At 70.1% G+C, this 13,324-nt stretch carries 9 protein-coding genes; 4 read left to right on the top strand and 5 right to left on the bottom strand.

Annotated elements, in window-relative coordinates; all coding sequences use genetic code 11:
* Positions 1 to 540: 540 nt before the first annotated feature.
* Both cysN and cysD read right to left on the bottom strand, forming a co-directional pair.
* The gene (gene cysN, locus CEK65_RS05845) at positions 541 to 2,535 is read right to left on the bottom strand and encodes a sulfate adenylyltransferase subunit CysN (protein ID WP_152181069.1); all 1,995 of its coding nucleotides are present in this window, start codon (positions 2,533 to 2,535) and stop codon (positions 541 to 543) included.
* Positions 2,535 to 3,443 (bottom strand): sulfate adenylyltransferase subunit CysD, encoded by a 909-nt coding sequence (gene cysD / locus CEK65_RS05840; RefSeq protein ID WP_017910600.1) that lies wholly within the window; start codon positions 3,441 to 3,443, stop codon positions 2,535 to 2,537. The genes cysN and cysD overlap by 1 nt, the downstream gene beginning before the upstream one ends.
* Before the next feature lie 195 nt (positions 3,444 to 3,638).
* Between cysD and CEK65_RS05835 the strand changes: the two genes are divergently transcribed.
* From CEK65_RS05835 to CEK65_RS05825, 3 genes are all read left to right on the top strand, one after another.
* A complete protein-coding gene (locus CEK65_RS05835) occupies positions 3,639 to 5,516 on the top strand; it encodes an assimilatory sulfite reductase (NADPH) flavoprotein subunit (RefSeq protein WP_152181068.1) in 1,878 nt (625 codons plus the stop codon).
* A 118-nt stretch (positions 5,517 to 5,634) separates the two neighbouring features.
* Complete coding sequence (cysI, locus tag CEK65_RS05830) at positions 5,635 to 7,359, top strand: assimilatory sulfite reductase (NADPH) hemoprotein subunit (RefSeq protein ID WP_152181067.1); 1,725 nt, start codon at positions 5,635 to 5,637, stop codon at positions 7,357 to 7,359.
* Positions 7,356 to 8,096 (top strand): phosphoadenylyl-sulfate reductase, encoded by a 741-nt coding sequence (locus CEK65_RS05825; RefSeq protein WP_010341781.1) that lies wholly within the window; start codon positions 7,356 to 7,358, stop codon positions 8,094 to 8,096. Before cysI ends, CEK65_RS05825 begins: the two co-directional genes overlap by 4 nt.
* A gap of 292 nt (positions 8,097 to 8,388) precedes the next feature.
* Here CEK65_RS05825 and CEK65_RS05820 read toward each other — a convergent pair whose 3' ends face one another.
* From CEK65_RS05820 to CEK65_RS05810, 3 genes are all read right to left on the bottom strand, one after another.
* Positions 8,389 to 9,831, bottom strand: a complete 1,443-nt coding sequence (locus CEK65_RS05820) for a PepSY domain-containing protein (protein WP_152181066.1) — start codon at positions 9,829 to 9,831, stop codon at positions 8,389 to 8,391.
* A complete protein-coding gene (locus CEK65_RS05815) occupies positions 9,831 to 11,885 on the bottom strand; it encodes a TonB-dependent receptor (RefSeq protein WP_152181065.1) in 2,055 nt (684 codons plus the stop codon). Before CEK65_RS05815 ends, CEK65_RS05820 begins: the two co-directional genes overlap by 1 nt.
* A 68-nt stretch (positions 11,886 to 11,953) precedes the next feature.
* Positions 11,954 to 12,358, bottom strand: a complete 405-nt coding sequence (locus CEK65_RS05810) for a DUF2946 family protein (protein ID WP_152181064.1) — start codon at positions 12,356 to 12,358, stop codon at positions 11,954 to 11,956.
* Positions 12,359 to 12,768: 410 nt separating this feature from the next.
* On the opposite strand from CEK65_RS05810, the gene arsC reads away from it, so the two are divergent.
* A complete protein-coding gene (arsC, locus tag CEK65_RS05805) occupies positions 12,769 to 13,194 on the top strand; it encodes an arsenate reductase (glutaredoxin) (RefSeq protein WP_017917571.1) in 426 nt (141 codons plus the stop codon).
* Positions 13,195 to 13,324: the final 130 nt, after the last annotated feature.

The raw sequence follows: 13,324 nt of genomic DNA, 5'->3' as shown, positions 1-13,324 counted from the left end.
AAAAGAAAGCACACCCTGCCTTGCGCCCTCCGCGCTGACGCGCTCCGGGTCCGCGTCCATCCCGGGGATTCGCGGAAGGGGCATCCTGCCCCTGCCGCGAACGGCGCACATCCATGTGCGCCGCCCCTGCTGGGGTTTTTCCCCGCGATGGCCGCCGCTGCGGAAGGGAATCCGTTCAATCAAAAGCCGGAGCAACATCAACAGCAAAGGCCGAAGCAACTGCGACTGCTGCACACGCCTGGATCATTGCCGTGTCCGCCAACAAATGCGCTGCGCTTGGTGGCGCTCATTGCCTGTTGATCCTGATGGACACACAACAACGCTGATTTCCGCAACAGCGAGCGCTATTCGCGCGTGACGGAACAGCTCCTGCCGAGACTTGCGACACGTTGGCTGGGTGCACTGTGGGAGGGACTTCAGTCCCGACGCCTCAAGGTCGGGTGCCTGGCGGGCGCTCTTCGGCGCGACTGCATGACAGTTGGCTCCTACAGTGCGGCGGCATCGGGAAGGCGATCGACCCTCGCAACGCCCCGCCCCGCCTCAGTCCTGCAACCCCAGCGCCGCCAGCACCTGCGCGGCCAGCGCTTCGACGTTGTCGCCATCGGCGTGCAGGTGCAGTTCCGGCCGCTCCGGCACCTCGTACGGGGAGTCGATGCCGGTGAAGTTGGGAATCAGGCCAGCGCGCGCCTTGGCGTACAGGCCCTTGACGTCGCGCGCCTCGGCCACCGGCAGCGGCACGTCGACGAACACTTCGAGGAACTCGCCCTCGCCGAAGCGCTCGCGCGCCAGTTGCCGCTCGGCGCGGAACGGCGAGATGAAGCTGACCAGCACGATCAGGCCGGCATCGGTCATCAGCCTGGCCACCTCGGCGACGCGGCGGATGTTCTCCACGCGGTCCTCGTCGGTGAAGCCCAGATCGCGGTTCAGGCCATGGCGCACGTTGTCGCCATCGAGGATGAAGGTGTGGTAGCCCAGTGCGTGCAGGCGCTTGTCGACCAGGTTGGCGATGGTCGACTTGCCGGCGCCGGACAGGCCGGTGAACCACAGCACCTTCGGTGTCTGTCCCTTGATCCGCGCGCGCGCGGCCTTGTCCACGTCCAGGTGCTGCCAGTGCACGTTGCCGGCGCGGCGCAGCGCGAAATCCAGGGTCCCGGCGGCGACGGTGGCGTTGCTGTGGCGGTCGATCAGGATGAAGCCGCCGAGCGTGCGGTCCTGCGCGTACGGGGCGAAGGCGATGGGCTGGTCCAGCGCCAGGTTGCAGTAGCCGACCTCGTTGAGTTCCAGGCGCTTGGCCGCCAGCCGCTCCTGCGTATTGACGTCGATGCGGTGCTTGATCTCGGTGACGCTGGCGGCCACGGTGCGCGCGCCGATCTTCAGCCAGTACGGGCGACCGGGCAGCAGCGCGGCATCGTCCATCCACAGCAGGTGCGCGGCGAACTGGTCGGCCACCTCCGGCGGATCGCCGGCAGCGGCGATGACGTCGCCGCGGCTGACGTCGATCTCCTCGGTCAGGGTCAGGGTCACCGCCTGCCCGGCCACCGCGCGCGGCACCGCATCGGCGCCGATCAGCACCTGCGCCACCTGCGCGCGCCGCGCCGACGGCAGCACCACCACCGCATCGCCGGGCTGCACCGCGCCGGCCGCCACGGTGCCGGCGAAGCCGCGGAACTGCGCGTGCGGGCGGTTGACCCACTGCACCGGCAGGCGCAGACCGCCGTCGCCGCCGCGCGCGTCCAACTGCACCCCTTCCAGGTGTTCGAGCAGCGCCGGGCCGGCATACCAGGGCATGCGCGCCGAACGCTGCGACAGGTTGTCGCCCTCCAGCGCCGACAGCGGAATGCACTGCACGTCGGCGATGCCCAACTGCGCGGCGAGCGCGCGGTACTCGGCGGCGATCGCGTCGAACGTCGCCTGCGCGAAGCCGACCAGGTCCATCTTGTTGACCGCCAGCACCACGTGGCGGATGCCCAGCAGCGCGACGATGTAACTGTGCCGGCGGGTCTGGGTCAGCACGCCCTTGGACGCATCGACCAGCACCACCGCCACATCGGCGGTGGAGGCGCCGGTGGCCATGTTGCGGGTGTACTGCGCATGCCCGGGGCAGTCGGCGACGATGAACTTGCGCCGGTCGGTATCGAAATAGCGGTAGGCCACATCGATGGTGATGCCCTGCTCGCGCTCGGCGGCCAGGCCGTCCAGCAGCAGCGCATAGTCGATGGCTCCGCCGCGGGTGCCGTGGCGCTTGCTGTCGGCACCGAGCACGGCCAGTTGGTCGTCGAACAGCCGCTTGCTGTCGTACAGCAAGCGACCGATCAGCGTGCTCTTGCCGTCGTCGACGCTGCCGCAGGTGATGAAGCGCAGCAGCGGCTTGTGTTCGTGTTGCTGTAGGTAGGCGGCGACTGCGTCGCCGCCTACGGGAATAGGGAATGGGGAATGGGGAATGGAAACAGCGGTCTCCTGCGACGCGCCAGATGGCGGCGATGCTTGCTTTTGCACTTGCGATTCCCGATTCCCTGTTCCCGATTCCCAGCCCATCAGAAATACCCCTCCACCTTCTTCTGCTCCATCGAGGCGCCCGGGTCCTGGTCGATGATCCGGCCCTGGCGTTCGGAGGTGGTGGCCTGCAGCATCTCGGCGATGATCTTCTCCAGGGTGTCGGCCTGCGACTCGATCGCGCCGGTCAACGGGTAGCAGCCGAGGGTGCGGAAGCGCACGCGGCGCAGTTGCGGGGTTTCGCCGGGACGCAACGGCAGGCGTGCGTCGTCGACCATGATCAGCGCGCCGTCGCGTTCCACCACCGGGCGCTCGGCGGCGAAGTACAGCGGCACTACCGGAATCGCTTCGCGGTAGATGTACAGCCAGATGTCCAGCTCGGTCCAGTTGGACAGCGGGAAGACGCGCACGCTCTCGCCGGGATGGATGCGCGGGTTGTACAGATTCCACAGTTCCGGACGCTGCTGCTTGGGATCCCAGCGATGGTGCGCATTGCGGAACGAGAACACGCGCTCCTTGGCGCGCGCCTTCTCCTCGTCGCGGCGCGCGCCGCCGATGGCGGCATCGAACTTCCACAGGTCCAGCGCCTGCTTGAGCGCCTGGGTCTTCATCACGTCGGTGTGCACGCTGGCGCCGTGGCTGAACGGGCCGACGTCCTGGGCGACGCCGTCGGGATTGATGTGCACGCGCAGCTCCACGCCGGTCTCGGCGGCGCGGCGGTCGCGGAAGGCGATCATCTCGCGGAACTTCCAGCGCGTGTCCACGTGCAGCAGCGGGATCGGCGGCGGCGCCGGCGCGAACGCCTTGAGCAGCAGGTGCAGCAGCACCGAGCTGTCCTTGCCCACCGAATACAGCAGCACCGGATTGCGGAACTCGGCAGCGACCTCGCGCAGGATGTGGATGCTCTCGGCCTCTAGGCGGTCGAGGTGGGACAGGGGGAACGCACTCATCGAGACGGCGGCGGCAGGCAGTGGGAGACCGGACCGAAGCGTAGCAGCGGTCGTGGCAGTCGGGGCGGCAGTGTGCGTCGCGCCGGCCGCACGGCAGAAATAAGCCCCGGGCATGAGTCGATAACCCCTGTTCCTTTCTGCACCGCGCAACGCTTCCCTAACATCGGTCATCCCTTCCCAACACCCGGACCGGCCATGACCGCCGCCTCGCCCGCGTTGCCGCCCAGCCCCTTGCCCGAGGAGCGCAAGGCACTGCTGGCGCGGACCGTGGAGGGCCTGGACGCGGCCGGCCTGTGGTGGCTGTCTGGCTACGCTGCCGGCCTGGCCCAGGCGCAGGGGCCGGCAACGTCGGCGCTGGCCGTGGTCGCCGGTGCCGCCGCGTCACCCTCGCCCGCGCCGCAGTTGAGCATCGTCTACGGTAGCCAGACCGGCAACGCGCGCCGCGCCGCCGAACAGGTCGCCACCGAGGCCGAAGCCGCCGGGCTGGCGGTGCGCCTGCTGCGCGCCGACGTCTATCCCACCCGCGAACTGGGCAACGAACGCCTGCTGTACGTGGTCATCAGCACCCAGGGCGAGGGCGACCCGCCGGACGATGCGATCGGCTTCGTCGAGTTCCTGCAGAGCCGGCGCGCGCCAAAGCTGCCGCAGCTGCAGTACGCCGTGCTCGGTCTGGGCGATTCCAGCTACGCCGATTTCTGCGGCATCGCCCGGCGCCTGGACGCGCGCCTGGCCGAACTCGGCGCGCAGCGGCTGCTGCCGCTGGGCGAGGCCGACCTGGAGATCGAGACGGTCGCGGCGCCATGGCGCGTGCAGGCGCTGGCGCAGGCACGCGACGTGCTGGGCCGCCACACGCCCGCCGCGCCGTCGGCCACGGTGACCCCGCTGCGCGGCACCGCGGCCACGGCTTGGAGCCGCACTCAGCCGTTCGCCGCCGAAGTGCTGGCCAACCAGCCGATCAGCGGCCGCGACTTCAAGGGACCGCGCTACGCCGCGCACGGCCCAGCCGACAAGGACGTACGCCACCTGGAGCTGTCGCTGGCCGGCAGCGGCCTGCACTACGAACCCGGCGATGCCCTGGGCGTGCGCCATCGCAACCCGCCTGCGCTGGTCGAGGCGGTGTTGACCGCGACGCGACTGGACGGTCACGCCGAACTCACCGCCGATGGGCAGACACTGTCCCTGCACGAGTGGCTCAGCGGCCACCGCGAACTGACCCGGGCCTCGCGCCCGTTGCTCAGCGCGGTTGCCGAACGCGCCGGCGCGACCGCGCTGACCGAGCTGCTCGACCCCACCCAGACCGCCGGCCTGGCGGCGCTGCTCGCCGATCACCAAGTGATCGACGTGCTGCGGCGCTGGCCGGCGGATTGGGACCACGCCGCGCTGCTGCAGGCGCTGCGGCCGATGGTCCCGCGCCTGTACTCGATCGCCTCCAGCCGCAAGCGGGTCGGCGACGAAGCCCACCTCACCGTCGACGTGCTGGCCTACGACGCGCACGGCCATGCCCACGGCGGCGCCGCCAGCGGCTATTTGGCCGCCCTGGCCGAAGGCGACAGCGCCCCGATCTACATCGAGCCCAACGAACGCTTCCGGGTGCCGGCCGACGCCAGCCGCGACATCCTGATGATCGGCCCCGGCACCGGCGTGGCGCCGTTCCGCGGCTTCGTGCAGGAGCGCGCCGAAAGCGGCGCCAGCGGCCGCAACTGGCTGTTCTTCGGCGCCCGCCACTTCAACCGCGACTTCCTCTACCAGGCCGAATGGCAACAGGCGCTGCGCAGCGGCGAACTGCACCGGCTGGACCTGGCGTTCTCGCGCGACGTGCAACCGCTGCGCGGGAACACTGCTCCTTCCAAGGTCTACGTACAGCAGCGCCTGCGCGAACACGGCCGTGCCGTCTACGACTGGCTGCAGAACGGCGCGCACCTGTACGTATGCGGCGCCATCGCCATGGGCAAGGACGTGCACGCCACCTTGCTGGAACTCGTCGCCGAACACGGCGCCCACAGCCCCGAGGACGCCGCCGCCTACCTCAGCCAACTGCAGCGGGAGGGGCGGTATGCGCGTGATGTCTATTGAGGTGGGGAATCGGGAAACGGGAATGGGGAATGGGCAACAGCCGGCCTCGACGGGCTTTCCGTAATCCGACGCACCCGCTCTTGCCATTCCCTATTCCCTATTCTCGATTCCCTGCCCAATGTCCCACTCCGTCGAAGACATCAAGCACCACAGCCAGCGGTTGCGCGGGTCGCTGCTGCAGAGCCTGGCCGATCCGGTCACCGGGGCGCTGCGCGAGGACGATCAGACGCTGATCAAGTACCACGGCAGCTACCAGCAGGACGACCGTGACCTGCGCGAGGAGCGGCGCCGGCAGAAGCTTGAGCCGGCCTACCAGTTCATGATCCGTACGCGCACCCCGGGCGGGGTGGTGGATCCGGCGCAGTGGCTCAAGCTCGACGCCATCGCCACCACCTACGGCAACCACTCGCTGCGCATCACCACGCGCCAGGCGTTCCAGTTCCACGGGGTGATCAAGCGCGAGCTGAAGGCGACCATGCAGGCGATCAACGCCGCGCTGATCGACACCCTGGCCGCCTGCGGCGACGTCAATCGCAACGTGCAGGTCGCCGCCAATCCGCTCGCCTCGCAGGCGCACGCCACGCTCTACGCCGACGCCGCGCGCGTGTCCGAACACCTGCTGCCCAACACCCGCGCCTACTACGAGATCTGGCTGGACGAGGAACAGGTCGCCGGCAGCGGGCAGGAGGAGGAGCCGATCTACGGCAACGCCTACCTGCCGCGCAAGTTCAAGATCGGCTTCGCGCTGCCGCCGATCAACGACGTCGACGTGTTCGCCAACGACCTCGGCTTCATCGGCGTGCTCGACGCCGACGGCACGCTGGCCGGCTACAACGTCAGTCTCGGCGGCGGCATGGGCGCCAGCCACGGCGATGCGGAGACCTACCCGCGCGTGGCCAACGTGGTCGGCTTCATCGACCGCGCGCAGTTGCTCGACGTCGCCACCGCGGTGGTGACCACCCAGCGCGACCTGGGCAACCGCACCGTGCGCAAGCGCGCGCGCTTCAAGTACACCATCGACGACCACGGCCTGGACACGGTGCTGGCGGAGATCGAGCGCCGTGCCGGCGTGCGCCTGCAGCCCACGCGCGACTTCGCCTTCGAGCACAACGGCGACCGCGCCGGCTGGCAGGCCGGCGAGGACGGCCGCTGGCACCTGACCCTGTCGCTGCCGGCCGGGCGCATCGCCGACCATGCCGACGGCGCGCAGCACCTCAGCGGCCTGCGCGCGATCGCCACGCAGCTGCGCGACGCCGGCGACGGCGCACACTTCCGCATGACCTCGAACCAGAACCTGGTGATCGCCGGCATCCCCGCGGCGCAACGCGAGGCGATCGACGCGCTGGTGCGCGCGCATGCGCTGGACGCCGGCAACCGCGCACCCACCGCGCTGGCGCGCGCGGCCATGGCCTGCGTGGCCCTGCCCACCTGCGGCCTGGCGATGGCCGAGGCCGAGCGCTACCTGCCGGCCTTCGCCGCGCAGTTGCAGCCATTGCTGGCGCGCCACGGCCTGCAGGACGCGCCGATCCTGCTGCGCATCTCCGGTTGCCCGAACGGCTGCTCGCGGCCGTACCTGGCCGAGATCGCCCTGGTCGGCAAGGCGCCGGGCCGCTACAACCTGATGCTCGGCGGCGACCACCGCGGCCAGCGCCTCAACACCCTTTACCGCGAGAACATCGCCGAGCCGGAGATCCTCGCCGCGCTGGAACCGCTGTTCGCGCGCTATGCCAACGAGCGGCATGAGGACGAGCGCTTCGGCGATTTCCTGCACCGCACTGGCGTGGTCGAGTTGCCCGCCTATCCCACCCACCGTCACCTGATTCCGTCGGAACTGCACGCATGAGCGCTCTGCCCGCCGCCTCCCAAGACGCCTCCGCCAACGCACCGGTGCCGGCCCTGGATCTCGATGCCGCCAATGCGCTGCTGGCGACGCTGTCCGCGCCCGAGCGTGTGGCCTGGGCGTTGCAGCACGGCCCGGCCGAAGCGGCGCTGTCGTCCAGCTTCGGCGCGCAATCGGCCGCCACCCTGCACCTGCTGACCCGGCAGCGCCCGGACATCCCGGTGATCCTGATCGACACCGGCTACCTGTTCGCCGAGACCTACCGCTTCGCCGACGCGCTGACCGAGCGGCTCAAGCTCAACCTCAAGATCTATCGCCCGCTGGTCAGCCGCGCCTGGATGGAAGCGCGCCACGGCCGCCTGTGGGAACAGGGCATGGTCGGCATCGAGCAGTACAACAATCTGCGCAAGGTCGAGCCGATGCGCCGCGCCCTGGACGAGCTGAAGGTCGGTACCTGGTTCACCGGCCTGCGTCGCAGCCAGTCCGACAGCCGCGCGCAGACCCCGTTCGTGCAGAAGCGCGGCGAGCGCTACAAGATCAATCCGATCGCCGACTGGAGCGATCGCGACCTGTGGCAATACATGCAGCAGCACGACCTGCCCTATCACCCGCTGTGGGAACAGGGCTACGTCTCCATCGGCGATTTCCACACCACCCGCCGCTGGGAACCGGGCATGCGCGAGGAAGACACCCGCTTCTTCGGCCTCAAGCGCGAGTGCGGGATCCACGAGGATCTGTGAGACGCGCCAGCACACGTTCGGGCTTTTTGTAGGCGCGGCGTCAACTGCGACAGGCGTTACCGGCCACACCGCGTCTTTTCCTTAGGAGCGGCTTCAGCCGCGACCGGGTTTCATGGGAACGCCCGGTCGCGGCTGAAGCCGCTTCTACGGCTCAGAATCCCGGTCTCCTGCGGGTGCCGACAGCACTGGCTACGCCTTGTGGGAGGGACTTCAGTCCCGACTGCAACAAGTCGGATGCACCGATGGATCGGCTTATCGCGGCAGCATCACAGCACATTCCGAAATCGACCCGCTAAGCCCCCACCACCGGCTCCCGCCGCAGCACCAGCAGCCAGTCCAGCGCCAGCATCAGCAGCAAGGACACACCCACCAGCGGAAACAGCATCCCGCCCAGCACCAGCAGCGCAACCACGCCGCGCAGCGTGCGCCGGTCGGCCGGCAGCGGCGGCACCCCGAGTCCGCCCTGCGGGCGCCGCTTCCACCACATCACCGCTGCGCTCACGCACAGCAGCACGATGCCCAGGCAGGCCACGATCAGCACGATCTGGTTGAGCGCACCGTACTCCTGGCCCAGATGCACATTGATGCCCCACTCCAGCGTCTTGGCCAGCGGGCCGTAGTCTGCATAGCGCATATCCAGCAGCACCTGGCCGCTGTACTGGTCCAGATGGATCACCCGCTGCTGCGCCAGGTCCGGCGGATACACCGAAGCGGTATAGACCCCACGTGCGCCGCGCGGCAGCGCGACGCTGTAGCCGGGCGCGATGCCACGCGCCTGGAACCGCGCCACCGCCGCATCCAGGCCGATCGCGCCCGCCGCCGGCATGGCGTCCGGCATGTCGGCCATGCCGCCATGTTCGCCATGCTCCTCGTGTCCGCCATGCTCGCCGTGCGCCGCGTGCGGGTCCGCGGCCGGCGGCGACGACTGCGGCAGGCGCGCCTGGCGTAGCGACCACGCCGGCACCTCGCTGTCGCTCAGCCGCTGCGTCGACATCGGCAGGTCCACCCGCAGCCCGGACGGATAGCCGTAGTGATGACCATTGGCCAGGCGGTTGACCTGCGCGCCCCAGAACCACGACCACGGCATCCCGGTCAGCGCCAGGAACAGCAGCAGCACCCCGACCACGCTACCGGTAAGCGCATGCAGGTCACGCCAGAACAGCCGCTGCGCCGGCCGCCCGCGCACCGTGGTCACGCCGCCGCGGCGCCCGCGCGGCCACCACAGGTACACGCCGGTGAACACCAGCAGGATCGCCCAGCCGGCCGCCACCTCGATCAGCGCATTGGCGAACCAGCCGACATAGTCGAGGCTGTGCAGGCGGCGGATCGTCCAGGCCACGGTGCCGTGCTCGGGCAACTGCCCCAGCACCCGCGCCCGGTACGGGTCCACGTACACGACCTCGCGGCGGCCATCGGCGGTGGCGATGGTCACTTCCGCCGAGGCATCGCGCCGCGGCGGCGTGGTGTAGCGCAGTGCCTGGCCGGGTTGCGCGGCCAGCGCCGCGTCCAGCAGCCGCTGCGGCGCCAGTGTCTGCGCGTGGGCGGGTACCGGCACGGTCTTCAGCGCGCGGTGGAAGTAGCCGTCGATCGGCTGCTGATAGACGAAGGCAGCGCCCGTCAGCGCCAGCCAGACCAACAGCGGCAGCACCAGCAGGCCAGCATAGAAATGCCAGCGCCACACGGCGCGGTAGAAGCGTGCCGGCACCACAGCGGACGCGGGAGAGTGCGTCGCCATCACCAGCCCCAGCTCAGCGTGGCGTACAGCGCGCGGCCGTCGCCGGGCGAGTAGCCGGAGGACCCGCTGTCGTACCAGGCGTACACGTAGTGCCGATCGGTCAGGTTCTTCAGTTGCAGCGAGACCTCGCGCTGCGCACGCCAGCGCCAGGTCGCGCCGAGATTGGCCAGTGCGTAGCCGCCGTAGCGGCCGAGGGTGTTGCTGCGCTCCACGTAGTAATCGCCCTGTGCGTTGCCCCAGGCCGACAGTGTCAGCCGCGGCGTGGCCTGCCAGTCAATGCCGGCGTTGGCCAGGTAGTGCGGCACGTTCTCGATTTCCTTGCCGCGTGTGGCCGGCGCGCTCGGGTCGGGGGTGACGATGACCGCGCGCTGCCGCGAATACGCCAGCCACAGCGTCCAGTGCTCGTCCGGACGCAGGTTCAGTTGCGCATCCCAGCCGCGGCGCAGGGTCTTGCCGACGTTGCCGACCTCGCCGGTGCCGACGCTGCCGTTCACGCCCAGGATCGTGGCCACTTCGTCGGACGCACGCTGCTCCCAGTAAGCCACGCGTGCGTCCCAGCGCTGCTGCGCACCGGCGAACTTCAGGCCGGTCTCCCAGCCATCGTTGTAGGACGGTGCCAGGTTGCGCGCCTGGGTACGGTAGGCGCCGTTGCCGCTGCCGATCTGGAACGTGCGGCCGATGTTGGCGTAAAGACTGGCCTGCGCAGTCAGGGCGTACACCGCGCTGAACTTGGGTTGGCGGATCGTCCCATAGGCGTAGGTCGGATAGCGCGCGCCGCTGGCGAGGTCGCGGAACTGCCCGCCGACGCGATCCACCCGATAGCCCGGCACCAGTTGCAGGCGCGCGGTCGGCCGCAGCACCGCCTGCACGTAGGCGCCTTCGGTGTGCAGATCGAAATCCCAGTCGCGCAGCGGCGCGGTGCGCACGCGCGCCACCGTGCGGTAGCGCTGCGAGATATTGTCCTGCCACTGCGCGTCGATCCCACCCTCCAGCGCAAAGGCGTCGGCACGCGCCAGCGCCGGGCGCCAGCTGAACCTGGCCAGCATGCCGCGCTGGCGCTCGTCGGTGTCGCGCTCCTGCTGCGCACCGGCCGCGGTGAAGCGCACCCAGCGCTGGTTGTCGTAGCGGTTCCAGTACGCCTTGGCGCTGCCCTGCACGGTCTCGGCCAGGCGCGCATCCAGGTGCAGCGACACCTGCGTGGTGTGGCGCTGGCTGCGGTCGTCGCGCGCGTAGTCGGGGGAACTGCGTGGCGCACGCTGCGCGGTGGCGTAGTCCAGATACCCCGCCTCCAGCGCCGTGTTGCGGTAGTCGCGCGCGCTGAGTCCGGCACGCCAGCGCCCGTCCGGATCGGTGTAGAACCACTTGCCGGCGAACGCATGCTTGCGCGCGTCGGCATGGTCGCGATAGCCGTCGCTGTCGCGCCAGGCGGCGAAGTAGTTCTGGCTCCAGGCGCCGCGCTCGATGCCCTGCGTCGCCTGCACCTCGCGGGTGCCGAAGCTGCCGACGGTGACGCTGGCGCGGCCGTCGTTGCCGCCGCTGCGGGTCAGCACGTCGACGCTGCCGGCGATCGCGTTCAGGCCGTAGCGCGGGTCGTTGGTACCGCGCACGATCTCGATCGCGGCGATGTCCAGCGGGAACACCGCATCCAGGTACGGCATGGCGCCGGCATTGTCGTTGCTGGGCACGCCGTCGATCAGCAGCTTGACCGCATTGATCCGGCCTTCGCCGTTGAAGCCGCGGAAGGAGAAGCGCCCGGCGTCGGTGCCCATCTTGAACTGGGTCACCTGCACGCCGGGCGCGCGCATCAGCAACTCCCAGCTGTAGTCCACATGCTGGTCCTGCAGCAGATCGCCGCCGAGGATGTCGACGGAACTGAACACGCTGCGCGCGCTGGATCCAGCGGCGAGCGGCGAGGTGGCCTGGACCTTGCCCAGGGTCAGCACGGAATCGCCGGCGGCGCCGGGCGGCGCGTCGGCGGCATGGGCGGGCACGGCCGCGGCGAGACACACACAACAGCACGCCACCACCGGTGGCATGGCAGGAAAACGGAACATGGCGAAAACTCCATCGGCACGAGGGCGTGCCGCAGCGATGCCGCGGCACGGAAACGGCAACCCGTGGATCAGGAGAACAGCGGTGGCCCGCGCGGCGGGTGTGCGCGGCGCGCGGTGAACGTGACGACATGGCTGCGCAGCACCGCGCCCGGGGCCGGCGGGCAGCGCCAGGGCAGCAACGCCAGCAACAGGACTACCCAGGGCAGCAGCCGCGCGGCAAGCAGGCAGTAATCGCAGGCTGGCGCGTGCGCCAGGCCGGCATCGTCGTGGTGGCCGCCATGCGCCGCCGAGACGGCTCCCGCCAGCGCGGCCAGACGCAGGCCGCTACTGGTGCACAGCGCCTGGTCCTGCAACGCCGCCGCCTCGGCCTGCGCCTGCCGCCACTGGCTGATCGGCGGCGCCAGCAGCAGCAGGCCGAGCGCCAGCGCGGCGAGCGCGGCCCAACACGACGGCAGCTGGCGGAGACGGACCATCGGCGCATTCTAGAGGGTGCGACGGCCATTGAAACGCGTGCGATGCCGTGTGCGGCGAAGTGACGCATGCACGTCGTGGCGGTGCCGGACGGGCAGCGTCCTCGGTCGGTAGACCGAAGCCCCAGCGGCCGCTACCGCCCCCGGAGCACGGCCGCATCGCCATCGTCCTTCCGCCGCCCAGGCGCCCGGCAAGGTGGTCCATCCGCTGCCTGGCCGGACCATGCGCTCTGTGCAGATCGAGGACGGGCCGGCGTTTCCGACGCGGCGGCGACCATCGCGGGCGCCGCGCACCGCCGTGTCCGGCGAGCGCGGCGCTTGCATGGCGCCCCGATTGCGGCACCATCGGCCGCGGCCGCGTGCAGGATTCCGGCACGGCCGCCCTTGTTCCGTCCCACTCAGCGAGCCGCCCCATGCCCACCATCACGATCTACCACAACCCCGCCTGCGGCACCTCGCGCAACGTGCTCGGGCTGATCCGCAACAGCGGCGTCGAGCCGACCGTGATCGAATACCTGAAGACCCCGCCCGACCGCGCCACCCTGCAGACGCTGGCGGCGGCCAGCGGGCTGCCGCTGCGCGACCTGATCCGGCAGAAGGGCACGCCCTATGCCGAGCTGGGACTGGACGACCCGACGCTGGACGATGCCGCGCTGCTGGAGGCCATGCTGCAGCACCCGATCCTGCTCAACCGGCCGATCGTGGTCAGCCCACTGGGCACGCGCCTGTGCCGGCCATCGGAGACGGTGCTGGAAATCCTGCCGACGCCGCAGCGCGGCGCCTTCGCCAAGGAGGACGGGACGCCGCTGGTCGACGCGCAGGGCCGCTGGGTGGGCTGACCAGGCGACACCGCCGGCGCAGCCGATTCGCTAAGCGCAGGTGCAGCGCACGCGAGCACCATGTGAACGCCGCGTCGGCAAAAACCGTGACAGGTACCATAGACTGCGTGCCTTTCCGCCCGAGTCGCGC

The organism is Xanthomonas sp. LMG 12459 (assembly GCF_009192905.1).
GTDB lineage: Bacteria > Pseudomonadota > Gammaproteobacteria > Xanthomonadales > Xanthomonadaceae > Xanthomonas_A > Xanthomonas_A sontii.
The sequence above is the reverse complement of the archived record's forward strand: the minus strand, read 5'-3'. Positions and strand labels throughout refer to the sequence as shown.